The organism is Collimonas antrihumi, from assembly GCF_018304965.1.
GTDB lineage: Bacteria > Pseudomonadota > Gammaproteobacteria > Burkholderiales > Burkholderiaceae_D > Collimonas > Collimonas antrihumi.
The window spans coordinates 1-25289 of sequence record NZ_JAGQED010000006.1 but is presented as its reverse complement, the minus strand read 5'-3'; the positions used below and the strand labels follow the sequence as shown (position 1 = coordinate 25289).

The following is a 25289-nucleotide window of genomic DNA, read 5'->3' as shown; positions in this document are numbered from 1 at the left end:
GGTTGCATCGGTGCTGTGACATTTTGATGCCGAACAAGATTTGGATACCCGTCGCAACCAACAGCTATGCGGTGATCCTCCGCCCCGACGAAGCGCTCTGCTTGTCGACGACCGCCGGTGCGGTTTCTCGCATCGATAGCGCGCAGCACGCCGAGATCACACCCAGTGAGGAGAACATGAGCGCCGGTCCGATCCAACCGAAGCTGCCATACATTGCCGTGGCGGCGATGGGAAGGAGGCCTGCGATCACCGACGCGCCGTTATAGCCGAGCGAGATACCGGACGAACGTACGTTCGCAGGGAACTGCTCGGAAAACCAGCTCGCTTCCACCGCGAAAATAGGATCGTGACTGAAGAGCAGCGACATGGAGACCGCGACCACTATCATGATGCCGGCACCGGTGTTGATCAGCATGAACATAGGCACGCCGAAGGCGATGGTAAAGAGCGCGCCGAACATAAAGACCGGGCGGCGCCCGATCTTGTCGCTTAAGGCTCCGTAGATCAGGTGGCTTACGAGGCCAATCGCCGAGCCGATGAGCGTGCCCCACAGGATCTGCCGGGTCGTCGATACGTGAGCGAGCACCGCGTACGACAGCATGAAACTGGTCGTGATGTAGTAACCACCGGTTTCCGCGAGGCGCAGGCCGACGATCTTAAGGATGATGCGCCAGTCGCTGCGAATCACCTCGAGCGCCGGCTGCTTCATTACCTTGTTCTCAGCCTTGACGGCTTCGAACGCGGGTGATTCGTCGACACCCAGACGGATGAATATACCGACCGCCACCATGACGAACGAGAGCAAGAACGGCATGCGCCACACCCAGTCGCCTTCGAAGAGCGACCCCGATAGCAAGAATGCGCCGTTCGCGAGTAGCAGGCCCATCGGAATGCCGACCTGTGGAACCGCGCCGAAGAATCCGCGCCGTCGCGCCGGTGCATGCTCACACGCCATCAGCACGGCGCCGCCCCACTCGGCTCCAAAGCCGATCCCCTGAAGCATGCGAAGCAGGATCAGCATGATCGGCGCTGCCACACCAACCTGGTCGTAAGTGGGCAGCATGCCGATCAGGACCGTTGCTCCGCCCATCAATACCAGTGACCAGAACAACACGGCCTTGCGTCCAATACGGTCTCCGTAGTGGCCGGCCAGATAGCCACCGAGCGGCCTCATCAGGAAGCCGATTGCGAGCGTCGCAAAGGACGCGAGTATTCCGATGATCGGTTCAGTGGTGTGGAAAAAAATCTTGCCGAACCACGCCGCGGCTGCGGTCCCGTAGATAAAAAAGTCGTAACTTTCCACCGCCGAACCGATCATCGACGCAAAGGCGACCTTGAAGGGCTTTCCCGCCGGGGCGGAATAAGTGCTTATGTTCGTATCCATGATGCTGTCTCCAATATTTGCTTCGGTTACATTGACCGTTTGTTTGTTTGTGTGGGTGCCGAATTTTTGACTCAGGACCAGGTTTCGATTACCCGGCTGTCGTCGCGGGTTCCGAGCCCGGTGTCGGCTGCCTGGTGGTATCGGGCGTTCGCCACCGCCAGCATCGGAATCTCTGCGCCGCAGCCCTCGGCGGCTGCGGCTACCAGGTCGCTGTCCTTCACGAAGATGTTGATTGCGCTTGTTACGCTTACATCCGTTCCCGCCAGCATGCGCGGACCGCGGTCAGAAAGCATCCACGAACCGGCAGCACCTTTCTCAATCAGTTCAAGCACCGTAGCAGGTTCGAGGCCAAGCAAGCGAGCCAGGTTCAGCGCCTCGGCAGCAGCGACGATATGCACCGAGCAAAGATGCTGATTCACCACCTTGATGCTCTGCCCATCGCCGAGGTTGTCGCCGGTGATACGCACGCTACCCATCGCATCGAGCACCGGGCGCACGGCACCGATGTCGTCCTTGTCGCCGGCGGCGAATATCACCAGTTGGCCTGTCTGCGCCCGCGCGACGCCACCAGTCACAGGAGCATCGACAACGCGCGCGCCAGCCCGGCGCAGGCGCTCGCCCTGCTCGCGTACGCTCGCGGGGCCCACTGTCGACATGATTACCCAGTACTGGCCAGCAACCGCTTGGCCGACACCGTCGATCAACGCGGCCAGTTGCGCAGGCGTTGCAACCATCGCAACGACCACCTCGGCGGCCGGCGCTGCATCGTAGGCGTCGACAGCGCTGAGGCCTGTCGTCTGCGCGATTTTCCGCGCAACACTCGAAAGGTCGACGCCGGTCACGCTGTGACCTGCATTCTTGACCTGCAGCGCCATCGGCAGACCGATTGCACCGATACCCACAAAAGTTACGTTCATGATACCTCCTACTTCAGCCAGTGTTTGATGTTATCGACGATCGACGAGGTGGAGATGCCATAGCGGTCGTGGAGCGTCGGCAAGGCACCTGCGTCAAGGAATTGATCGGGAAGCGCTACCTGCCGGAACTCGGGCATGACACGCGCGCGCATCAGCGCGGTTGCCACGGCTTCGCCCAGTCCGCCGACACAACTGTGATTCTCCGCGACGATGACGAGCCGCCCCGGGCGTTTGCATTGCTCGATGATGGTGGCTTCATCGAGAGGCTTGATCGTCGGGACGTGCAGCACACCTACGCTCGCGGATCCGTCGTCGAGTTGCTGCGCTGCTTCTAGCGCCCGCATGGTCATGATCCCGGACGAGACGATCAGCACATCGCGGCCGTCGCGCAGGAGCTTCGCCTTGCCCAGTTCGAACTGGTAGTTGTATTCGTCAAGCACGACCGGGACATTGCCACGCAACAAACGCATATAAACCGGACCATTGTGGGCCGCGATCGCCGCCACAGCCTGCTCGGTATCGAGCGCGTCGCACGGGTCGACGATAGTTAATCCGGGAATGCCGCGCATCAGCGCAATGTCTTCGGTTGCTTGATGGCTCGGCCCATAGCCCGTTGTCAGTCCCGGCAACGCGGCGCAGATCTTGACGTTGAGGTTTTCCTCGGCAATAACCTGATGAATGAAGTCGTAGGCCCGGCGTGTCGCGAAGACTGCATACGTCGTGGCAAAGGGGATGAAGCCTTCTTTCGCCATTCCGCCTGCGGCCCCCATGAGGAGCTGCTCGGCCATGCCCATCTGGAAAAATCGCTTGGGAAAGGCGTTGCCGAAGATGTGCAGGTCGGTGTACTTCGACAGATCTGCGGACATGCCGACGATGTTTTGGCGCTTCTCCGCCTCTGCCACCAGCGCGTGACCGAAGGGCGCCGAGCGCGTGCGCTGCCCCTCCGACGCAATGGATGCGATCATCGCAGATGTGGTCAGGCGAGGCTTCTTGTCAGTGACGGCGCTCATGAGCGATCTCCTTGGGTGTGGTTCTCATCAAGTACGGCAATCGCTTGCTGCCATTCTTCCTGATCTACGCGAATGAAGTGGTTTTTCTCGCGCTCCTCCAGAAACGGAACGCCCTTGCCCATCAGGGTGTCGCACAGGATCACGCGCGGCTTTTCATCGGGAAGCTTGCGCACCCGATCGAATGCGTCAACCACTGCGCGGAGATCGTTGCCGTCGACGCGCTCGACGTGCCAGCCAAAGGCCAGCCATTTGTCCGCCAATGGCTCGAACCTGAGGATGTCGTTCGACGGGCCGTCCGCCTGCTGGCGATTGACGTCGACGAGCACGATCAAGTTGCCGAGATGATGATGCGCAGCGGAAAGCGCGGCCTCCCAGGTTGCGCCTTCATCGAGTTCGCCGTCGGACATCGAGTTGTAGACGAAGGCGGGATTTTTTTTCTGGCGCAAGCCGAGCGCCATGCCCACGGCTATCGTCAGGCCCTGGCCGAGTGATCCGCCCGACATTTCCATGCCCGGTGTGTAAGTCGCCATCCCCGACATCGGAAGCCGGCTGTCGTCGGAGCCGTAGGTTTCGAGCTCGGCTTCCGGGATGATGCCGGCTTCGATCAGCGCGGCGTAGAGAGCAATCGCATAGTGTCCGTGCGACAACAGGAAGCGATCGCGTCCTTCCCATTCCGGGTCGCTCGCGCGAACATTCATGGCGTGGCACCAGGCTACGGCGAGTACGTCGGCGAGGCCAAGCGCCTGACCGATGTAACCCTGGCCCTGCACTTCACCCATGCGCAGCGCGAAACGCCGGATGCGGTAAGCGTGATCAGCGAGCTTCGCCAGGTTGGAGTCGGCCAGAGGCTCGGCTTCTGCAATCGTTGTCATTATGCAATTCCTATGTAATTCCTGCTGGAAGGTAACGAACACTTCGACAACGCCGGTTGAAACAGGTGTCTCCCATTCAATAATCAGGACGTGTGGAAACGAAGTGGTGCTAATATATTCTGCGAAATGTCCGTCGACAAAAGAAAAAAATGCAACAACTGTTGAATGTGATTCACTAATGAGCATTTTCCGGAAAATCCCGCTCTCGTATATCCGCGTCTTCGAATCGGCAGGGCGCATGACGTCGTTCGCCGTGGCGGCGCATGAACTGAATCTGTCGCCGAGTGCGGTCAGCCATTCGATCCGCAAGTTGGAGGAAATGCTAAACCTGCGTCTTTTTCAGCGCAGCACACGGGAAGTCAAGCTGACACATGAAGGCGCGGTGCTGCTGGAGCACATCCAGCGCGGCATGGAGGAAATGCAGCGCGGCTTTGCGCTCATCACGAGCGATGAGCCGACACCCTTGCGACTGCACACGGCGCCCAGCTTCGCGACGCAGTGGCTGCTACCAAGGCTCGCCGGTTTCGTGAAGGCGCATCCGAACATCGACCTACGCTTCTCGGCCAGCACGGAATACGCGCGCTTCGACGACGACTTCGATCTGGATATCGTGTACGGCGAGCCGAAATTGTCGCCGCACGAAATCATTCCGTTGGGTGTGGAGGGGCTTGCGCCGCTGTGTACACCCGAACTCGCACGGGACATCCGCACGCCTGAGGATCTGTATCGTCAGCAACTGATTCAGTGCGAGGTTCAGCTTTTCCAGTGGAAGGGCTGGTTCGAGGTCAACCAACTGGCGCCACCGATCCACTATGGGTTGCGCTTCGACCGTAGTGCGATGGCGATCGCCGCTGCTGTCGACGGCTTGGGCGTAGTGCTCGAATCGACACTGCTGGCTGAGCGGGAGTTGAAAAGTGGCGCGCTCGTGCGGCCTCTGACGGGCAGCACGCGCGAGGTTAAATATATCGGGCATTATCTGGTACATCCACGGCGCCTTCACCGCAATGAGGCTTTTGAAACGTTTAAGACTTGGCTGCTAGCTGAGTTAGGACTATCGAAGGACTGGGTATTCTGATGCGCTCTGAATGGGATAGCGTCACGCCCAGGTCTTCTTCCAGTTTCTTGATTGCACGCGACGGCGGCGACTACTCGATTTGTTAAAGTCATTTACCGATATGGATCTTCGGTGTTACAGACATATTCCATGATGATGGCTGCGCCAAACAAGGCCTTCCTTCTTTACCGCCGTCGTTGCACCAACGCCATCCAGATGCAGCTCAGTCGCGCCAATGGACACCGCTTTTTCCAACGCCAACCGGCAAGCAGCAATTTTTGTGCTGGCCTTCGTCGCATCGGCACGGTATGCCGCAACAAAACCAATGGCGAGCACTCTGCAGGACAATTTTGTGGGCCGAACCCGCTCGCTACCTGCGAACGGATTGGCCGAAGCTGCACAGGCTCTCGTTCGCGCACTCGAGGGAGCCGGCGACCAACGATCCGAATATTGGCAACACCGTGTTCAACCATATCTGAAGTCAATTTGGCCAAAATCTCGCGCCGCCGTTACACCCGACATTTCCGAAAGCTTTGCACGCCTCGCAGTGGCTGCTCAATTTTCTTTCCCAGATGCATTAGACACTCTGAGGCACTGGCTGCAAGCAATCGAGCATCCAGATTTTATTGTGCATCTGATCAATGAGACCAGACTTTCTGATCAATTTCCCAAGTCTGTTCTTGAATTTCTAAATATCGTAATTGGGGACGCCACGCAGTGGCCTCCAACCCACTTGGCTGATTGCCTCCGCACCATTCGCGACGTTGATCCGAATTTGGCAGATGACGGCCAATTCATCCGGCTGGCCGATTATCTCAGGCGCTGGACACCGGATGCTATATAACGATATCTACCAATATATAACTAAGTATAGGTACGTATAACAAGCAATTGATATACTTTGGAGTGAACCCCTCGGGCTGGGCCAAGGTTTTCGCAGCATGCCGACGTATCGAAACGGTTAGTTTTCGACTTTATTTGCTGGAAGAATGCCGACTTCTTGAGCTTGCACCAATGTGTTTTCGACTTTGGAAAATTTGTAGCTGGATCCGCGAGGTCTGGAACCCGCATGGATACTATGGCCCTGTTTTCGACTTTAATTGGTCGGAATAGTAACGCTTGTGGAAATGCGCTAGTTGCTCATGCGCTGGTACGAAATGACCGACTCCACTGACCCGCGTTGACCTCACGGGGCGTCATGACCGACTGATGCGTGTTGCGACGGGCAGCTGACGCGCCACTCGTTCTCCAGTGTGAGAACTGATACAACTGCCCACCAAAAATCCGACTTGTTTTCGCTAACGCGACAAAACCACACGAGACGAGTTGCTCCCATCATTCCTGCAATTCGTATAATCGGTAACGATTTCTCTAAACTCCTTCACCAAAATCGGCTTCGCCCTCCCTCCCCATAAAATTAATAAAATAACTACGCCAGCATGATGCCAAACCCGCTTATAGTTGGACTGACGCGTGTCCAACGCCCTCGAACACTACGGTCACAAGATCCCCGACCGCAGCGTCGAGAATACCGACCCATGTTCCAGTGGTAACTACGCTGCCAGCTTCGACGACCCGGTCTTCACGCGTGGCGTGGCGCAACCATGCGGGGAGACAGAAAGCTGGATCGCCAAGTGCATGCGTGCCACAGCGTTCCGTGATCTTCTGGGCGATCTGCACTCGACAGCGTTGTGCAGCCCAATCTCTTGGCTCAAAAGCCTGCCAGTCGCCAAGTACCAGCGCGCCATGTGACTGCAGGTCTGCCAACTTCAGCAACGGGGGTGCATTGATGTATTGCCCCCAGCGGGAGTCGACAATTTCAATGGAGACTGTCATAGCATCGATCAACTCTGCGGCAGCTGTGTAGTCGAGCTTGGCGGCCAGCGCGGCATCGACATCGCATCCCAGGCGCAATGCAATCTCCGCTTCAATGCCACGCCACGTAAATGGCCAACTACCGGCATCCGCCGGACTGCCCCACACACCTGCAGGTGGTAATGCCGCGTGGGTCAACTCCGCATCACGCGATGAGCCGCCGGATTTCCAATACCGCCCTGCGCTTGGCGTCTGCCAGCCCAACGATTGCGCCACTGCGGATTGCACAGCGTAAGCCTCGGCGGCATTACCAAGCACATCGGCATAGGACGCAGAGTCCACTGTGCGTCGTTCGTGTCTTGCACGAGTCAGTGCTTCTGTCACGGCGGCAATATTTGAGGTATTCATGGTTCGACATCCTGTACAAAGACTTTGTTGGAATCAGTAGATCACCGCATGCCGGCAAGCATGTGCAACAGGCTGCGGCATGCTGCCGGCACCGGACCGATAACGGGAATATCGAAGCGCTTGCTCAAGGCTTGTGCCGCCTGGCCGAGCGGGCCGCCGCCGATCACCACGGCCTGCGCGCGGTCGATGTCGATGCACGCTCCCACTGCATCAGCCAGCGCGGCTTCCAGCGCCGCCGGCTGTCGGGCGAACGCCTGCGGATCGCCACTCGTGAAGCGCGCGCCGCTAAAAGCAGCTTCGAGCCCATGGCGCCGCACATTAGCCACTATCGAGGCGGCCATGGATGGTGTAGTAGTCGCAATGCCAAACCGGCGCCCATGCTGCGCAGCCTCACGCATTGCGGCTTCGCCGATACCCACGACGGGCACAGCCAGCCGTTGCCTGAGCGCCGTCACTCCAGGATCGCCAAAGGCCGCGACGATGACACCGCACACGTCATCTGCCACCAATTCCGTTTGAGTGAAAGCCAATTCACCTACAGCCTGCGCAGCAGCCTGCAAGTCAGCTTCTTCGATGATCATCGGTACCCCATGCGGCATCGTTAAACCGTGTATCGCCGGCACCCTGCCCGGCCAGTCGGCCAGGCAAGCACGAGCGATGTCAACCATCATCTGGGTGGTGAGCACGGACGTGTTCGGGTTGATTAGCAAGATGGGCTTCATGCGATCCTCAAACCTGTCTTGCGGCGGCTGCATCGCTCACCTCGGCATCTGCCTGTTCATCGTCCGCTGTGTCGCCCATAGGGCGGCCAAAAGTTTCGGGCGCAAATTGCACGCTCAGCGCAAACACTGCATACATCGCCGCTAGCATGGTAAACATACCGCCGACTCCATAAGACTGGAACACTCGGCCACTGACCAGCGGCGTCAATGCGCCTGCCAGTGTGCCGAGCGCCAGGATCATAGATGTGCCGAAGGCGCGCACACGGGTCGGATATTGCTCCGGAGCGAAAATCCAGATCGAGGTATTGAGGAGTACCACGCAAAACGTAAAGGCTGCTCCGAATAACAGTACCAACGCCACGTTAAAGGTGAGGAAAGCGAAGCACAAACCGGCAGTGCAGGCCAATCCCGCACCGACGGTCAGCACGCGCTTGCGCGGGATGTGATAGCCGCAATAGGAAGCTGCCAACGCACCGAACAGACTACCGCTTTGCATCACCATCGTGAAAATCAAGCTCTTCGAGATGGTGTAGCCCTGGGCGATCAAGATGGTGGGCATTAGTGTCAACACTGAAATCTGGGCGCCATAGGTCATCGAAACCGCAATGCCGAGGGCAATTGTGCGGCGCCTTAACTGTCCTGAAAATACCTCGCGCAGCCGCACTTTCTGGTGCGAGGTATTGTCTTGCGTCCATGCTTTGATATAGGCCTTTGGTTGTCCCTCAAGTTTACCCAGCCGCCCCGAGGCCAAGATCGACAACACACGATTAGCTTCGTCGACACGGCCTTTAGATAACAGGAAACGCGGGGTCTCCGGAATAAAGCGTCGGTAGAACACCACGAAGAAGGCAGGCACGACCAGGCAGCCGAACAGCCAGCGCCAGCTGTCCGGTCCCGGAAACATGGCGAATACAGCTAAGCCGAACGCTGGGGCCAGCATATTGCCGAGCCCGCCGCTGCCCACGCTGACCATACCCACCGCAGTGCCTCGAAAACGGGTGGAGCACAGTTCGGCCAGCATCGTCACGGCAATGGAAATCTCTCCACCAAGACCCATGCCGACAATAAAGCGGCCCGCTGCCAGCACCGTATAGTTCGGTGCGAGTGCGCAAATGATTGCACCCAACGTGAACAGCAGCAGGTTGGCGCTCAGCATCGTGCGCCGGCCGTATCGATCGGCGATATAGCCTGAGCCGATGCGCCCGAGTGCGGCGGCACTGAAGGTCAGGGTATTCAGAAAGCCTATCTGTGCAATCGAAATACCCCATTGCTCGCGCAACATGGGCCCGATCAATCCCACGGCGTTCTGTTCGAATACGTCGAACATCACACCGAGCATGATCATGAAGATGATTTTTTTATGAGAAGCCGTTACACCGATATCGTCCATCGCCCGATCAAGCTCATGCTGTTGCGGGGAATTCGACGTTTGAACCGTTACTTCTGCACCCATGGTTGTCTCCTGCAGGTTTGGGGGTTGCCGAGGTGTGCCTCGGACTATTTGCCACCGGGATCGTTTTATGTTTTAGGTTCGGCCGTGAAAATTCTCTTTGCTTCGTTCACTCCAGTGCCGGCGTTGCATAAGGGGCTTTGCGTGCATGAATGGCTTGCTCTGCCGCGTAAGCAAGCCTGATAAGGACAGCTTCGGAAAAGGGGCGGCCAAAAAATTCCATGCCTACCGGAACGCCCAGCGGCGCATTCTGACCTGGCGTGGAAAAACCTGCCGGGATCGCAATGGATGGGAAACCGGTGGCAGATGCGAGTACGCCGTTGCGTTCAGATTGCGTCTCGCCGATGGGAGCAACCAAGCGGCGTTGATGCGGAAACGCCAAAGCGTCGATCCGGTATCCCATTGCAGCGCTTACTGAAGCGGTACGCGCCTTTCATGCCGCATTTCCCATCACACCGCTGAGGCTGTATGTCGAGGCGCTTGGAGCAGTAATCCAGCCAGTTCTGGATGGCCGCAGCCGGATCGGCATCATCGGTTCTCTGCCGGAAGTGCCAAGCAATTGCGGATCCGAATATCTATTGAGTGTTCCTGCCATTGCGGTAGTGTCTCCCTCGCATCCACTCGCCAGCCTGCGCGGCATGATTCCTCGCGCCACTGCCGCCGGTTATGTGCAACTGGTGTTGACGGACCGATCCACCCTCACGGAAGGTCGTAATTTTGGCGTCATGTCACCGCTGATATGGCGACTTGCAGACCTGGGCGCCAAGCATGCTTTTTTGCGTGCGGGCCTGGGTTGGGGCATCATGCCGCAACACATGGTAGAAGAAGACATCGCACGCGGGACACTCGTGACGATTGAACTGGAAGCCCATCCTTCGATTGGCTCAGCCTTTTCCATGCATGCCATATACCGCAAGGATATGCCGCCTGGTCCAGCGGGCAGGTGGTTTGTGGATCAGTTAAAGCAAAGATCAAGTTAACTACCGGCTCATGACCCGCAGTGTTCAGCGGTAAGTCTCCCCCTAAAGTTGGTTCTGGCTTTCACGCCAAGACAGCCTCTAGGGCGATGGTGGATTTTGGATACAGACTATAGTCTCTCCATTAAGTATATACGCGTTGACACGTCAGGCATTTTGTATATACTCGTATCTACATAGAAGGAGTTACTATGAGTAAGACAGCAACCTTAACTGTTCAACAATGGGGCAATAGCCTGGCGGTGCGAATTCCTGCAGCTATTGCGCGGAAAGTGCATTTTGTGGCGGGACAGCCAGTAGAAGTCACCACTGACGATTTCGGCGTAGTGGTTCACCGAAAGGGTTCACCGAAACTCACGCTTGAGCAAAGGCTGGCAGCGTTTGATCCAGAAAAGCACGGCGGTGAAGCGATGGCATCAGGCCGCATTGGTGCCGAGGCATTTTGATGGCGAGCAAGATTTGGGTGCCAGAGCGCCGTGACATTATTTGGATCGATTGCAACCCGCAAGTCGGGCGAGAAATGAAAGATGTTCACCCGTTGCTTGTCTTGTCGCCAAAAGAATTTAACGACCGTACAAGGATCGTGATTGGCCTGCCGATGACAACGGCGGAGTCCAACGAAAACAACCCGTTTGCAGTGAAATTCATTGGCGGGAAGGGTAAGGTCAGCTACGTACTTGCCCATCAGCCCAAAAGCTTCGATTGGCGATTAAGAGACGCGAAGCCGCACCCTTGGAAGAAAGTACCGGAAGAAGTTCTGATTCTTGCGGGTGAAATGTTGAATCAAATTATTTCAATTTGCGAATAGGGCAGCACGAAAGCAGCTTTCGGCATTAACCGCTATGGTGACGTTGGTTTTACCAAACACACGGGCTGCCGCACTATCCTGGTGTTTAACCGGCTCATACGCCACCAGCATCTCGGGTGACTTTTCGTGCAGGTGCGCACAGACTGCCAGGGCGGCGGCATCGGCAAGGCGTTGATGGTGGCCCTCATCGAGCGTGCCCGCGCCATCGGCAAGCATGTCATGGTTGCAGGCATCGAGGCAAAGAACGTCGGTTCGATTGCGCTGCACAAGAAGTTCGGTTTCGAGGAAGCAGGACTGCTGACGGAGGTCGGGACCAAGTTCGGCCAGTGGCTCGACCTGGCGTTTCTGCAACTCAATCTGGACTCGCGCACCGATCCGGACAGTACAAAAACGCCCTGATCATGAAGGCCGGTCAATCGCCCCAGATAATGTCGTGGCCATTATCTGGGGCGATCGCTGTTAAGACTCTATGTTCGCCAATAGTTGCGAAAAGGAAATTTTTCAGCGATAACAAGCGCCGAAGCTACCACATCAAGTCGTCCGGAATCTGAAAGGCCGCATACGGATCGTCGGCATCGATCTCGGTGCTGGTCTTGTTCACCCGCACGACGAGCGAGGCATCGCGCTCCGCGATCTTGTCGGCGATTATCCTGGGCACCAATTCTCTGGCATCGCCCTGGCAGATGATCACCAGGCGCCCGGCCATTAAATGCGCCTGGACCGCGGCCGACACATATAGCCGCTCAACCTTCTTGTCGTGGGTAAAATTGTAGGCGATGTCGCCGGCGCCCTTGCTTTGGCGATTTTTCTGCACCATCTGGGCGATTTGCGCCATGATCGCCTTTTGGGTGGCGGCTGCATCGCGCTGGGCGTTCAGTTCGCGAGCCCGGTCGGCATTCTTGCGTTGTGTTTCGAGTGCCGCCAGACGCGTTTCGTCGACACTGGTCGTGCCGCTCCGACGCTCGGCCTTCTTCTGCTTGTTCTTGTCCTGGTTGACCAGTTTGACTTTATTTTTGTCGACCAGGCCGGCTTTCAAAAATTGCTCTTGTAACGAGGCCATATATACTGCTCCGCAAATAGGGTGGCCGGCTCAGATAGCGGTGCCGACCATTGGAAAGACGCTAGCATAGCAAAAATATCGCCTCCCGCAGGCCGGACTACTTGTTGCATCGAATCTCCTTCTCATGCTGGAAGATGGTTGTGGCGACGTAATTCACGGATGATTCCGCTGTGATCCAGATCTCCATCGCCACTTTCCAGCATGTCGGAGAACAATTGATCGGCCTTGTTTAGCATCGGCAAATCCAATCCCACGCTTCGCGCGAAATGAATTGCGGTGCTTGTGTCCTTGACCTGATAACGCGCCGGCCCTCCCGGGACAAAATCGCCGGAAATCATGCGCAAGGCATGCTGCCGCAATATCGTCGAATCGGCAAAGCCACCTAGCAGCGCCTCTCTTACTTTGGCGGGATCGGCGCCGCCGCACTCGGCCAGCAACATGGCTTCGGCGACGCTGGCAATGTTGTTTGCCACCATCATCTGATTGACCAGCTTGGCCAACTCGCCGGAGCCTGCCGGTCCGACATGGGTGGGGCGGCCCATTTTTTCCAGCAACGGGCGCGCCTGTTCATACGCTTCCGCAGTGCCGCCGGCCATGATCGCCAGTGTTGCTTCGATCGCCCCCTTTTCGCCGCCTGACACCGGCGCATCGACGTAGGCGATACCGCGCGCCGCCGCCTGCTGCGCCTGATTGCGCGCGGTCTCGACCGGAATCGAGCTCATCACGATTAGCAGCGATCCGGGCTGCATGGCCGCGATCAAGCCATGCTCACCCAGCAGGATTTCATCGCAGCTGGGGCCAGAACTGAGCATGCACACCAGCGCGTCGGCATTGCGCACCACATCTCTGGTTTCGGTGACCACTGAGGCGCCGAACTCGCCAAGCCGCTGTGCTTTTTGCCTGGTACGATTCCAGGCCTGTACGTGATAGCCAGCTTGCACGAGATGGCGCGCCATCGGATATCCCATGATGCCGGTGCCGACAAACCCGATTGTGAGCGGCGCCGTCATGCTGCGGCTCCCGCCGCCAGGACGCCAAAACGTACCGGCAACTCACGCTCGATACAGGTAGGAAAGCCAGCCTTGAAACGCGCCAGATGCGGTGTTTGCAGATGCGCATCGAAAGCAGCGCGATCGGCATAGACTTCATAGAACAGAACCCGCGTCGAGTCCGGGAAACAAACTACATCGAACTGCCGGCAACCGGCTTCGTCAGCTACCGAATGCCGCGCGTCGTCATGCGCGAGCGCGAGGAAATCCGCCACGCAAGCGGATTTGACCTCGAACTCTGCGATGACGACAAATGCAGTTGCTGTGGTTGCAACTTCCATTGCATTTGTCATCGCCGCTCCTAGCGCAGCAAGATGCTGCTGCCGAGATTCGCCCGTGCATGGCGCTCCATTTCCTGGCGCAGCTTCACGACGTCCAGATCGTGCGCCAGTTCGACATCTTCAAAGCGCACGATGGTGTCTTTCTTGACCGGACGTTTGAGCTTGACGTTGTGCGCCAGGCCGATCGGCAAGGCACCTATTGCCAGACTCTTCGAAGCAGGGATGGCATTGGCCCATACAGCGTAACCGCCCTCGCCGTCCAGCATTTCGCCAGCTTGCAGATCGCGTTTGGCAGTCGCTACCGCATCGCCACGGAATTCTTTCGAACAACCGGTGGCTTCGCCGCGCAACACAGCCGACAACACACTGATGCTGGTTTCCAGGCCGATCATGTGGAACGGTCTCCACATCGATCCATACCAGCCGGATTTGTCGACCAGCAGCCCGTATTGCTTGAAGCAGGCGCGCGCATATTCAGTCGGCGCCTTGAAGGTGACGAATACGCCATAGCGGATGTTGTTGAGCACTTCACGGCCATCCGGTTCCTGGCTGGCGGCGATATCCACCAGGCCGCTACGCGAGAGACGGCCGCCGTCTGCCGCCGGACGGAATACACTGGCCAGGTCATGCAGGCCGGCCGGCGGAAACGCCAGGCCGTCGTCAGGACAATCGAGACCGGTACCGTTGGCTACAGCGGCCATTTCGATTGCGGCTTTGGTGCCGTCGGTGAACGAGTTGTACATCTTGGGATTGAAATCGCCCTTGGCGACCTCTTCTTCGGTCCAGCCGAAAAAGCCCCAGACCGTATCCGGCGTCGAATAACGATAGCGCGGCTCGAAGTTCATCCCCTTGCCGGCAGAGACCAGCTCGAAACCGCAAGAGCGCGCCCAGTCGACCAATTCGCAGATGATCGCCGGCTGGTCGCCATAGGCCATGCTGTAGACCACGCCCCGGGCTTTGGCTCGCGCCGCCAGCAACGGCCCGCACATGGCGTCCGCTTCTACATTTACCATCACCACATGCTTGCCCGCTTCAATGGCCGCCAGCGCATGGCGCACGCCGGCAATCGGATGGCCGGTGGCTTCGATGATGCACTCTATCTCTTCGCAGTCGGCCAGCGCCGCCGCATTCTCCAGCACGCAAGTAGTGCCGTTCTTGACGGCTTCGCCCAGGCTTTTTGCCTTGTACTTGTCCGCAGCCCAGCCGACGCGCGCCAGCGATGCGTGCGCCTTTTCCACATTCAAATCAGCAACGCCGACGATATGCATGCCTTCGATATGTTGGGCCTGGGCCAGAACCATCGAACCGAATTTACCGGCGCCAACCAAACCGACGCGCACCGGGCGGCCGGCCGCCGCGCGTTCGCGCAGCAAGCTGTACAGATTCATTTTTAAATCCTTCTCGTCAATAACAGGAGGCATCGCATTTGTCTCTCGCGTTTTAGGCTTTGGATGCGATGCCGGGAAGCGTGAAATTGCCGCAATGCCTGGTCCGGCCGCGCCGAAACAACCGACGCCATCGGACCAGCCAGCCGACAGACTCTTACGTACCGGGCGAACTGCTTCTCTTGCAATTTGGAACTTCGCCTGATTCGTGTAAAAAGTTTACTCAGCACGTCCTGTTAAAACAATTAACATTTATGATCGAATTACTTAGTTTTCCTAAGTAATTAAAGGAGGCAATGACGGGAGGCGGAGAACGCGGGGGATGAAACGGCGTTCGATGTGACGTTAATCCAGAAACGGCAACTTCAATTGTTGCGCCTGCTCTGCCTGCCATTGCGCCACTTCCGCGCGCAGCCAGTCGATGAACAGGCTGACCTTGTTTTTGCGCAGATGATCGACGGGGCAGACGATCCACTGCGTGGTCTGGGATATTCTAGGCGGATTTCGCACCGGGCACACCAGACTGCCGTCGCGTAGCTCACGCCACATCATCAGGCTGCTTTCCAAAGCCAGGCCGATGCCGTCAGCCGCTGCGTCGATTGCCATATGGCTGCGATCGAACAGCACACGCCGGATTTGATTTGGCGGCGTGATTTTACTCATCGAGAACCAAAACGGCCATTGCACCTGGGACTTCACCGACTGAATCAGGCGATGCTGCGCCACATCGGCCACTTCCAGGCTGCCGGCAGCGGCATAGTCCGGCCGGCACACCGGGAAAAACCATTCTTCGGTCAAGCCTTCCGTATGCAAACCCGGCCACTGTCCGCGCCCATGGCGGATTTCAACGTCCACCGTTTCACGGGTGAAATCGGTCACTTCGTTGGTGCCGTTGAGGCGGACTTCGAGATCCGGGTTGGCATCCAGAAACGAGCGCAGGCGTGGCAGCAGCCACTTGCTCGATAAAGTCGGCGTTGCCCTTACCGTCAGCAAAGTCACCGGGCGCAGGCCGCGTATGCTTTGCGTGGCCTCGGATATGCGGTCGATTTCCTCTGTGATCATCGAAAAATAGCGTTCACCGGCCTCGGTGAGCGCCACCCCTCGCCCGACCTTGACCATCAGGGAGGTACCAAGGTGGGTCTCCAGCGCCTGGATCTGCTGGCTGACCGCCGATGGCGTAACATTGAGTTCCTCCGCTGCGCTGGAAATACTGCCGGAGCGGGCTACCGCGTTAAACACACTGATGGAGCGAAGAGGAAGATACATGGAATCGACTCTTTAAATTTTCTACACAATAGTCAAAATTAAATTAATTGTACTTCACCGACAAATCTTTTACATTCAATTCACGAACTCCCCTGGAAAGCTCGCAGAAGACACCCCGGGGATCTCGAATGCACCGGCATATTTGCCGATTGCAGCAGCTAACCAAGGCTGCATCGCATTAGTCTGGAAGCAAGACGGCTGATCCATCGATGGATCAGCGTTGGGCGCCGGATCTTGGACTATAAAAAATTGGAGACAACAGCATGAACAAAGCTAAACCGCCGGGTGGCGACTCATCGTCTACCCTGCCTTCCGCCAAACGCCGCACCATACTGACTGCGGCTGCGACATTGCCGTTATTTACGGTCTGGTCACGCCCTGCGCGCGCTGCCGAATTCAACTACAAGCTGGCCACCGGGCAGTCGCTCGACCAGCCGATCAACGCCCGCCTGAAACAAGCTACCGACCGCATTCGGGAAGCCACTTCCGGGCGTATCGATATCCGTTTCTTCCCGGCCAGCCAGTTAGGCTCCGATACCGATCTGTTGACCCAGGTCCGCTCAGGCGGCGTCGAATTTCTCAACATCGCCGGATCGGTTCTTTCGACGGTGGTGCCGCTTGCCGCGATCACCAATGTCGGTTTTGCCTATTCCGATTATCAGCAGGTATGGAGCAGCGTCGATGGCGAGCTCGGCAAACTGATCCGCGCGCAGATCGACAAGAGCGGCTTCGTCTCGGTATCGAAAGCAAGCGACAACAGCTTCCGCCAGATTTCGTCGGCGACCAAGCCGATCAAAACGCCGGCCGATCTGCAGGGCTACCGCATCCGCGTTCCGGTATCGCCGATGTTTACTTCGCTGTTCAAATCGCTGGGCGCGAATCCGACCTCAATCAACTTCAACGAGTTGTACACCGCGCTGCAAACCAAACTGGTCGATGGCCAGGAAAACGGCCTGGTCGCCATCGAGTCCGGAAAACTGTATGAGGTGCAGAAATACATCAGCCAGACCAATCACATCTGGGACCCGTTCTGGCTTCTGGGAAATCGCCGCGCCTACGCCAACCTGCCGGACGACCTGAAGAAAATCGTGCAGCGTGAATTCGACCGCGCCAGCATGGAACAACGCGGCGACGTCGAACAGCTCAACAGAACGCTGAAAGAACAGTTGACCAAGAGAGGCATCATTTTCGACACCGCCAATCGCGAATCTTTCCGCAAGGCGCTGTCCGACGCAGGCTTTTACAAGGAATGGCGCGATAAATTCGGCGCTGCCCCGTGGGCTGCGCTGGAGGCCACCGTAGGGAAAATGTCGTGAGCGCGGTGCATAGCGTGGCGCCGCCGATGCCGCTGAACGGGCCGACCGGGAAACTGTTGGATAACGTTCAGCATTGGCTGGAGAAATCGGTCGAAATCGTCACTGCCGGCGTGCTGGTTGCCGAGGTGGCGCTGCTGTTCATCGGTATCATCGCCCGTTCGGTGCTGCATAGCTCTCTGATCTGGAGCGACGAACTGGCATCCATCCTGTTCCTGTGGCTGGCAATGCTGGGCAGCACATTGGCGGTACAGCGTTCATGCCATATGCGGTTGACTTTCTTTGTCTCGAAGCTGTCGCCGCGCGCGCAGGCATGGGCCGAAACCCTGGCGGTCGGCATTACCGCCGTCCTGCTGGCGATGCTGCTGCATCCGAGCTTCGACTACGTCGAGGACCAGGGTTTCGTCGAAACGCCGGCCCTTGGCTGGAGCGGCACGGTGCGGGCGCTGGCGTTGCCGGTCGGCTTCCTGATCGCTTTTGCCAGTTGCGGCCTGCGTTTGATGCATCACAACAAGCGGGACATCATCAGTGTCGCCGCGCTGCTGGCAATCGTTGCCGGCACCTGTTACCTGGCGGCGCCGATGCTGACGGCGATGGGTCAGAGCGCCTTGCCGATTTTCTTCATCGGCGTGCTTGGCGCGGCAGTGATGGCCGGTGCGCCGATTGCCTTTGCTTTCGCCACGGCCACCTGTGCCTATCTGCTGACAACCACCTCAACCCCGGTCGTGATCGTTGTCGGCCGCATGGATGAAGGCATGAGCAGCCTGATCCTGCTGGCGGTGCCGATGTTCGTGCTGCTGGGCCAGCTGGTGCATGCCACCGGACTGGCGCGCGTCATGGTTGAATTTCTGGCGGCGCTGGTGGGTCATGTGCGCGGCGGCATGTCATATGTGCTGCTTGGCGCAATGCTGCTGGTGTCCGGCATCTCCGGTTCCAAAACCGCAGATATGGCGGCAGTCGCGCCAGTGCTGTTTCCCGAAATGCGCAAGCGCGGCATGCAGGACAGCGAATTGATTTCGCTCTTGGCGGCTTCCGGCGCAATGAGCGAAACCATCCCGCCGTCGCTGGTGCTGATCGCGATTGCCTCGGTCACCGGCATTTCGATCGCAGCACTGTTTACCGCCGGCATCCTGCCCGCTATTGTGATGGCGATCGTGCTGGCCGTTGTCGCCTGGTGGCGCGCCGGACCGGATCATGTAGAGACCGGCCGTGCGCCACTCAAACATGTGCTGAAGACATTCGCGATTGCCTTGCCTGCCCTGCTGCTGCCGTTTGTCATCCGCACGGCAGTGGTGGAAGGTGTGGCGACTGCGACCGAGGTGTCGACCATCGGCATCGCCTATTCGCTGGTTGTGGGACTGATCATCTATCGCGGCAGCCTGAAGTGGCACATGGCCTTGCCGATTCTGGTACAGACCGCGGCGCTATCGGGAGCGATTCTGTTCATCGTCGGCGCCGCCAGCGCGATGGGCTGGGCATTGACCCAATCCGGTTTTTCGCATGACCTGGCGGCGATGATGTCCGTCGTTCCGGGCGGCGCTACCGGTTTCTTGCTGATATCCATCGTTGCCTTTATCGCGCTGGGTAGCGTACTGGAAGGGATTCCCGCCATCGTGCTGTTCGGGCCTTTGCTGTTCCCGGTGGCGCGCCAGCTGGGCATTCATGAAATCCACTATGCGATGGTAGTGATCCTGGCGATGGGCCTCGGTGTCTTTGCTCCGCCGTTCGGTCTTTGCTATTACGCCGCCTGTATCATCGGCGAAGTGAAACCGGAAGTCGCATTGAAGCGCATCTGGCTGTATCTCGGGATGTTGTTGTTGGGATTGATTGCAATAACTTTCATTCCCTGGATATCGATCGGATTCCTTTGATAGTGAAACCATGGAAAGCGTGGGGAGCAGCGTTAACAACGACGCTGCTCATTCAAACCGCACTGCCATTTTCCCAGGCAATGGCACGACTGGCTGTCCTGAAAAGGCGATGACTTTTTCCCGTTGTATTGCAATTATGGGAGCGATCCCAGTTTGGATAATTCGATGCTTAGTGCGGCTTCGAGCTTGCCTATTTCTGTATAAACCATCTCTGCACTCCCCCGTGCCCGGGTGATATTGACCGGTTCACGGCATGCGGTCTCCAATGCCAGACATGCGGCGATGAGAGAATCTGCTTTTGCAATCCGTGCTCCACCTTTTAGCCTGTGGGCGACGTCAGCCGCATCGGCCCATTTTTCTCCCTCTGCGTGGGCATTTAATTGAATCAGATCCTGTTGATTGGATTTAATCATCTCTCTCAACAAGTCTTCAGTCATTGCCACGTTACCCCCGGTTAGCTTATCCAGCGCGGCGCCATCGAACACGCTTCCTTCTGCGGCCGGCAACGGTGACACTTTTCCGCTACCGCCAGTAGGTACCGGCAGGCGGATAGTCTCTAATGCCTCCAGGCGACTACGGAGAGTTTCCAAGCCGATCGGTTTAAACAGGCAATCGTCCATGCCCGCCTCGCGGCACCGGACGATTTCTTCGGCCTGGGCGTTGGCGGTGAAGCCGAAAATCGTGCATTTCCTGATATCCGGATGTGCTTGTTCGATTTTGCGAATGGCTCGGGCCAGTTCATAGCCGTCAATCACTGGCATGTTGCAGTCGGTGAGAACCAGATCGAACAATGCCGGCGCCCACAATTTCAACGCCGCTTCGCCCTCCTCTGCGATGGTCACATCATGACCAAGGAACTGCAGCTGCTGCGTAATCACCATGCGGTTCGGTACGTGATCATCGACCACCAGCACGCTCAATCTGCCGGCGGGCTGCGCCGGCCCCGATCCCGCAATCGCCGGATGGACTGGCGCGGCTACGGGTTCCAGCTTCAACACGGATACGGTCACCATAATCAAGGTTCCCAATCCCGGTTCGCTGGAGAGCTGCAATTGCCCACCCATCATTTCAATCAGCTTACGACTGATCACCAGCCCCAGTCCGGTACCTGAATTTGCCTGGCTTTTTGTTGCCCCGACCTGGGAAAACGGCAAGAACAGCTTTTCCTGATCTTCTGCGCTGATGCCAATTCCGGTATCTTCCACGCTCAGGCGGATCTGGAGACGATCCGCTCCCTTGATTTCGCCGTCCAGGCGAACCTGGATCGATCCCTGGCCGGTAAATTTGATCGCATTGCCGATCAAATTAAAAGCGATCTGCGTAAAGCGTTGCGGATCGATCAAGACATCGCCCTGGATCCGCGAATCGATCTGCAGCCGCAGGATCAAGCCCTTTTGCCGCGCCACGCCATCAAACACGCGCACCACCGATTCAATCAGTTCACGCAGATTAGCGCGTTGCGGAAATAGATCGAGCTTGCCGGACTCTATCTTGGCGATATCCAGGATATCGCCGATCAGCCCTAGCAATGAATTGGCCGAGTTATAGGCTACCTCAATTGATGAACGCTCCAAACGTCCTTGATCGGCATACTTGAGCGAGAGTTCGAGCATACCGATAATGGCGTTCATAGGGGTGCGGATTTCGTGACTCATGGTGGCCAGGAAGGTGCTCTTGGCAAGACTGGCTTCGTCAGCCTGGATCTTCGCACTCACCAGTTCCTGCATCAGATGGTCTCGTTCAGTGATGTCTATCCAACCGCCGATGACGCCCACCGTATTTCCCTGCGAATCCTTGTAAGGAAACAGCCAGCGATAAATGCGGAACACGCTGCCGCGTGCGGGGACCTCGATCTCCTCGAAATACGGGGTGCCGGTTCGCAGCATTTCCTGATAGACAAGCCGGTATTTGTCGGCATTTGCATTGGGAATATACGATAAGTCTCGCAGATTCTTCCCCAACACCTGCTCAGGTTCGACATCAAAGAAACTCAGATAAGCGCGATTGCATTGGAGCATCCGGCCATGAATATCAAATACGTAAATAGGATGAGGGGTGCCGTCAATCATGGCGCGCACGAATTCCAATTGATCGCTCAAGGTGAGCTGGGCGAGCTTGCGCCGGGTTATCTGGCGGCGCAAATAGAATATCCATGCCAACAAACCCATCGCCAGCAATGCGGCGCCGCCGATGATTTGGTAGATGTAACCACGGTAGTTGTTCCACGTGCCTGTCGGGACCGCGTCATTGCTGTGCCACCGGCTTGCCATTGTGGTTAATTCTTCTGGTGAGATGGTTAATAATGCTTTATCGAGAATCGTGCGTAATTCCGGTGTCTTGTAACGCACGCCAAAAGCAATGCGCGACGGCTCATCCCCCACCGCAGTGGCAACCCGCAGATCATCTTTGAAATAACGGCCAATGAAAAAATTGGCGCCGGCATGAATAAAAATGGCGCCGTCAGCCTTACCCTGTTTCAACTTATCCAAGGCTTCAAATGCATTTGCCACAAACAGCAGGCGAATCCCCGGGTATTTTTGCCGCAACATCGGTAACGGCGGATGATCTTTCAACAGTGCCAGCGTATGGCCATTCATATCGTCAAGGCTGCGCGGCGCATCTTTACCTATCCGCGTCACCAAGACAAATGGATTAACAAAATAAGGACGCGTGAAGTCGATTTTATCCCTGCGTTCTTCACTAATGCCCTGCGTGGCGATCAAATCCGCATCCCCATCAAGCAATTGCTGCGTCAACCCGGTGATCGATTTGCTGCGCACAACCTCGAATTCCAATCCGGTACGCAGCCTGATCAGCCGCAAGATATCCGCCGTGAGACCTAATACCCTGCCATTTTTTTCAAAGAAGGTCAGCGGTGCAAATTGGTCATCGACCAATACACGTATTTTGCGATGCTGGTCTATCCAGCGCCGCTCACGCGAGGTCAAATCCAATGTCGCACTCGACAAATACGCTTCACTGCCCAGACTCCAGCGACGCTCGATCGTGCTGCTTTCTTCTTTCGGGATAGCGCCAAGCATCGTGTTAATCGCGCGTAGTAACTGTTGATCTTCTTTGCGCATGGCAAAACCAAAGCCGCTGCCGCCAGCGGGAATCACCGTGTCCAAATGAAGTTGATTGAAATAACTTGTGGTGATCAGATAATTTGCCGAGGTGGCATCGCCGAGAAACATGTCTGCCTGGCCATATGCCACGCTCGCCATCGCGGCTTGATTGCTAGCGTAGACTTCCAATTTTGCGTCGGGATATAATTTTTTGCTGGCGTCAGGTGAGCGATAGTCGGCCGCCATCGCCAGGCGCAGGCCGGCGCCGGTGCCGATCTCGCGTTGTTCGTCAATGCGAGTGACTAATGCCAGGCGATCGGGAGCATACGACGAAGAAAGGACGAAGCGACGATCACTGGCGTCGATATTGTTTACAGTGCCCAGCAAATCAATCTGGCCATTGGCCAAAGCGTTCAGCACAGCCGCGCGTGTCGGATACTGCAGCACACTGACTTTGACTCCCATTATTTTTCCCAGGATAGCCATGTAGTCTGCGGTGATGCCTTCGTAGTCGCGGCCACTGGTAGTGATATCAAACGGCGGGAAATCGGGGGCAGCAGTCCCGAGCACGAGTTCGCGCTTGCGTCCCAGCCACGCCCAATCGTCCCCAGACAATTTGAAATGAAGTTGATCCAAGTTGGAACGTCCCAACAATGTGAGGGGCTTTTCCTCACGGTCGGCGCCTTGAGCCGTGATTGCAGTCAGACTAAACGCGCAGACCGCCAACGCGCACAGCATATACCGTGCGAAGGCCCGCATTGCCAGCGGGATGATTGAGTGATGCTCGACGATCAAAATTTTACCCAAGCTATACTCCGCAAGATCTGTCTATGAAATATGACTCATGAGATGTTCGTCATCTGGCGACTTGTCCGTCGCGACATTTTTTATGGTCACATTGACACAATATTGCCATACAACACTCTACTGGCGCGTAACAATACTGAATGGGGTCAGTCAACGCCGATTTCCCTGACATGATTTCTCTATGAACTTGCCTGGCAGGCCGGTTCGTATGGTCCGATATTCGATTTGGAATAGATATCGGAATTTTCCCAATGTGATGTAGGCAAAATCGCCGCACCATGAAAAAAGCGCCCCGAGGAGCCAATGCCGTTCAGTTAAGTGATATGACGTGGCCAGCCGCCACGGCGGCTCCGTCATCCCAGCGAACGCGGAGATCCAAATTACCGAGTGAAACAATGAAAATGGATTCCCGCGTTCGCGGGAACGACGCATGACGGAGATATCTCTGGCGTCTTAACTGAACGGCATTACCCCGAGAAGCGCTTTTTAAACTCGCAGCCGCAAAGGCCGCCAGCGGTCATTCCTTACAAGTTGTCGCTCAGGAAAGTCAGGGAGTTGCCATGTGCTTCTGCCGCGGCGCGCTGGTTATAGCTGGACCGGTGTGAACAATTGAAACCATGTTCGGCACCCGGATAGATGTGGACCTCGACATCCTCATTGTTTTCGAAGCGCTCGGCAATGCTCTGCACGGCGTCCATTGAAATATGGCTGTCCGCACCGCCGAAATGCATCAGCAGCGGCACCTTGATGTCGTCGGCGCGCTGCAATTGATTCTGGATACCGCCGCCGTAATACGCGATCGCCGCATCGACCAGGCCGTCGGCCGCCGTGAGATACGCAAGCAAGCCGCCGAAACAATAACCGATGGCGGCCAGCTTGCCGTCCAGCCCGGGCTGGGCCTTCAGGGCCGCAACAGTCAGTGCGATATCCGATTGCGCCTTGGTGACGTCGGTAGCTTTCATCAGATCGTAGGCTTGTTTCCAGCCGGCGTCGTCATAAGTCAATTCGATGCGGTGGCCGCTGCGCCAAAACAAATCCGGCACCAATACCATGTAGCCGTCGGCAGCGTATTGCTCGGCGACCGAACGGATGTGCTCGTTGACGCCGAAAATTTCCTGGATCAGTACGATACCGGGGCCTTTACCGGTGTGCGGGATGGCCAGGTAAGCGCCGAAGGCACCGTCGGCGGCCTTGATGTCGATCCATTTGGTGGTAACGCTCATGATGGGTCCTCTCTATGCGAGAAATAAAAATCGGTGTGTTTGGGGGGAAGCCGGGCTTGCGGCAGCAGAAATTATCTGGTTTCATCTGTACCTGGGACGAACCTCTGTATCGGTACAAGTCAATGCCCGGATAACATGCTACCAGATACCAGGACGACGAGTTGCGTGGGACCTGGGTAGGGTGGGCGCCTGTGCCCACGCGGAACGTCAATCTTCTGAGAAGTGAATTCAGCGTGGGCAAAAAAACCTGCCCACCCTACCTGCACCCTACCTGCACCCTACCTGCACCCTACCTGCACCCTACCTGCACCCTACCTGCACCCTACTTATATATGAGCGACTTCAACCACCTCACCCAATGAATAACACACGTCGACAGACCCTGCTGGGAATTGGCATTGCCGGTGCATCGGCAATAATCAGTCTGTAGTGGTCAAGTAAATTCGGACACGACGATAGGTTTGTTTGCTGCCATGTTCCGTTCGTAGACGGAGGGCGGCAGATTGCCCAGAACTGAATGCAAACGTTCGTTGTTGTAGAAGCCGACGATGT

The 25289-nt window shown here is 57.0% G+C and carries 22 protein-coding genes and 1 pseudogene; 8 read left to right on the top strand and 15 right to left on the bottom strand.

The features are described from left to right. Window positions 1–64 precede the first annotated feature (64 nt). From KHU29_RS07525 to KHU29_RS07510, 4 genes are all read right to left on the bottom strand, one after another. Complete coding sequence (locus KHU29_RS07525; protein ID WP_211452227.1) at window positions 65–1384, bottom strand: MFS transporter; 1320 nt, start codon at window positions 1382–1384, stop codon at window positions 65–67. A 71-nt stretch (window positions 1385–1455) separates the two neighbouring features. Then, window positions 1456–2301 (bottom strand): NAD(P)-dependent oxidoreductase, encoded by an 846-nt coding sequence (locus tag KHU29_RS07520; RefSeq protein ID WP_211452226.1) that lies wholly within the window; start codon window positions 2299–2301, stop codon window positions 1456–1458. A gap of 8 nt (window positions 2302–2309) precedes the next feature. After that, the gene (locus tag KHU29_RS07515) at window positions 2310–3311 is read right to left on the bottom strand and encodes a transketolase family protein (protein ID WP_211452225.1); all 1002 of its coding nucleotides are present in this window, start codon (window positions 3309–3311) and stop codon (window positions 2310–2312) included. Beyond that, entirely contained in the window at window positions 3308–4183 is an 876-nt protein-coding gene (locus KHU29_RS07510) for a transketolase (RefSeq protein WP_211452224.1), read from the bottom strand. The genes KHU29_RS07515 and KHU29_RS07510 overlap by 4 nt, the downstream gene beginning before the upstream one ends. Before the next feature lie 178 nt (window positions 4184–4361). On the opposite strand from KHU29_RS07510, the gene KHU29_RS07505 reads away from it, so the two are divergent. Both KHU29_RS07505 and KHU29_RS07500 read left to right on the top strand, forming a co-directional pair. Further along, window positions 4362–5258 (top strand): LysR substrate-binding domain-containing protein, encoded by an 897-nt coding sequence (locus KHU29_RS07505; RefSeq protein WP_211452223.1) that lies wholly within the window; start codon window positions 4362–4364, stop codon window positions 5256–5258. 214 nt (window positions 5259–5472) lie between these two features. Continuing rightward, window positions 5473–6081, top strand: coding sequence for a hypothetical protein (locus KHU29_RS07500; protein ID WP_211452222.1), 609 nt, complete (start codon window positions 5473–5475; stop codon window positions 6079–6081). 611 nt (window positions 6082–6692) lie between these two features. Here the strand turns inward: KHU29_RS07500 and KHU29_RS07495 are convergent. The 4 genes from KHU29_RS07495 to KHU29_RS07480 form a co-directional block, all read right to left on the bottom strand. Then, window positions 6693–7460: a fumarylacetoacetate hydrolase family protein gene (locus KHU29_RS07495; protein WP_211452221.1), complete on the bottom strand. Its 768-nt coding sequence runs from the start codon at window positions 7458–7460 to the stop codon at window positions 6693–6695. Window positions 7461–7501: 41 nt separating this feature from the next. After that, window positions 7502–8182, bottom strand: a complete 681-nt coding sequence (locus tag KHU29_RS07490) for an aspartate/glutamate racemase family protein (protein WP_211452220.1) — start codon at window positions 8180–8182, stop codon at window positions 7502–7504. Between the two features lie 7 nt (window positions 8183–8189). After that, a complete protein-coding gene (locus tag KHU29_RS07485) occupies window positions 8190–9635 on the bottom strand; it encodes an MFS transporter (RefSeq protein WP_211452219.1) in 1446 nt (481 codons plus the stop codon). 106 nt (window positions 9636–9741) lie between these two features. Beyond that, a complete protein-coding gene (locus KHU29_RS07480) occupies window positions 9742–10035 on the bottom strand; it encodes a hypothetical protein (RefSeq protein WP_246541674.1) in 294 nt (97 codons plus the stop codon). On the opposite strand from KHU29_RS07480, the gene KHU29_RS07475 reads away from it, so the two are divergent. The 4 genes and pseudogenes from KHU29_RS07475 to KHU29_RS07460 form a co-directional block, all read left to right on the top strand. After that, window positions 10022–10612, top strand: coding sequence for a substrate-binding domain-containing protein (locus KHU29_RS07475; protein WP_211452364.1), 591 nt, complete (start codon window positions 10022–10024; stop codon window positions 10610–10612). The two genes, KHU29_RS07480 and KHU29_RS07475, sit on opposite strands and share 14 nt — an antisense overlap. A gap of 188 nt (window positions 10613–10800) precedes the next feature. Next, window positions 10801–11055, top strand: a complete 255-nt coding sequence (locus KHU29_RS07470; protein ID WP_211452218.1) for an AbrB/MazE/SpoVT family DNA-binding domain-containing protein — start codon at window positions 10801–10803, stop codon at window positions 11053–11055. After that, a complete protein-coding gene (locus tag KHU29_RS07465; RefSeq protein ID WP_211452217.1) occupies window positions 11055–11417 on the top strand; it encodes a type II toxin-antitoxin system PemK/MazF family toxin in 363 nt (120 codons plus the stop codon). Before KHU29_RS07470 ends, KHU29_RS07465 begins: the two co-directional genes overlap by 1 nt. Before the next feature lie 126 nt (window positions 11418–11543). Further along, window positions 11544–11816: pseudogene (locus tag KHU29_RS07460) on the top strand (GNAT family N-acetyltransferase); the annotation flags it as partial. 124 nt (window positions 11817–11940) lie between these two features. On the opposite strand, the gene KHU29_RS07455 reads toward KHU29_RS07460, so the two are convergent. From KHU29_RS07455 to KHU29_RS07435, 5 genes are all read right to left on the bottom strand, one after another. Then, complete coding sequence (locus KHU29_RS07455) at window positions 11941–12477, bottom strand: DUF2058 domain-containing protein (protein WP_211452215.1); 537 nt, start codon at window positions 12475–12477, stop codon at window positions 11941–11943. A gap of 122 nt (window positions 12478–12599) precedes the next feature. Beyond that, a complete protein-coding gene (locus tag KHU29_RS07450) occupies window positions 12600–13487 on the bottom strand; it encodes an NAD(P)-dependent oxidoreductase (RefSeq protein WP_211452214.1) in 888 nt (295 codons plus the stop codon). Continuing rightward, window positions 13484–13819: a putative quinol monooxygenase gene (locus KHU29_RS07445; RefSeq protein ID WP_246541669.1), complete on the bottom strand. Its 336-nt coding sequence runs from the start codon at window positions 13817–13819 to the stop codon at window positions 13484–13486. Before KHU29_RS07445 ends, KHU29_RS07450 begins: the two co-directional genes overlap by 4 nt. A gap of 8 nt (window positions 13820–13827) precedes the next feature. Next, complete coding sequence (locus tag KHU29_RS07440) at window positions 13828–15195, bottom strand: NAD(P)H-dependent oxidoreductase (protein ID WP_211452213.1); 1368 nt, start codon at window positions 15193–15195, stop codon at window positions 13828–13830. 342 nt (window positions 15196–15537) lie between these two features. Continuing rightward, entirely contained in the window at window positions 15538–16458 is a 921-nt protein-coding gene (locus tag KHU29_RS07435; protein WP_211452212.1) for a LysR substrate-binding domain-containing protein, read from the bottom strand. 263 nt (window positions 16459–16721) lie between these two features. Here KHU29_RS07435 and KHU29_RS07430 point away from each other — a divergent pair, with 263 nt between their 5' ends. Continuing rightward, the gene (locus tag KHU29_RS07430) at window positions 16722–17774 is read left to right on the top strand and encodes a TRAP transporter substrate-binding protein (protein ID WP_211452211.1); all 1053 of its coding nucleotides are present in this window, start codon (window positions 16722–16724) and stop codon (window positions 17772–17774) included. 26 nt (window positions 17775–17800) lie between these two features. After that, window positions 17801–19642 carry a TRAP transporter large permease gene (locus tag KHU29_RS07425; RefSeq protein ID WP_211452362.1) on the top strand — a complete coding sequence of 614 codons (1842 nt, stop codon included), beginning with the start codon at window positions 17801–17803 and terminating at the stop codon, window positions 19640–19642. A gap of 134 nt (window positions 19643–19776) precedes the next feature. Here KHU29_RS07425 and KHU29_RS07420 read toward each other — a convergent pair whose 3' ends face one another. Further along, the gene (locus KHU29_RS07420) at window positions 19777–23514 is read right to left on the bottom strand and encodes a transporter substrate-binding domain-containing protein (protein WP_211452210.1); all 3738 of its coding nucleotides are present in this window, start codon (window positions 23512–23514) and stop codon (window positions 19777–19779) included. A 524-nt stretch (window positions 23515–24038) separates the two neighbouring features. Next, window positions 24039–24737, bottom strand: a complete 699-nt coding sequence (locus KHU29_RS07415) for a dienelactone hydrolase family protein (RefSeq protein ID WP_211452209.1) — start codon at window positions 24735–24737, stop codon at window positions 24039–24041. Between the last annotated feature and the right edge of the window lie 552 nt (window positions 24738–25289).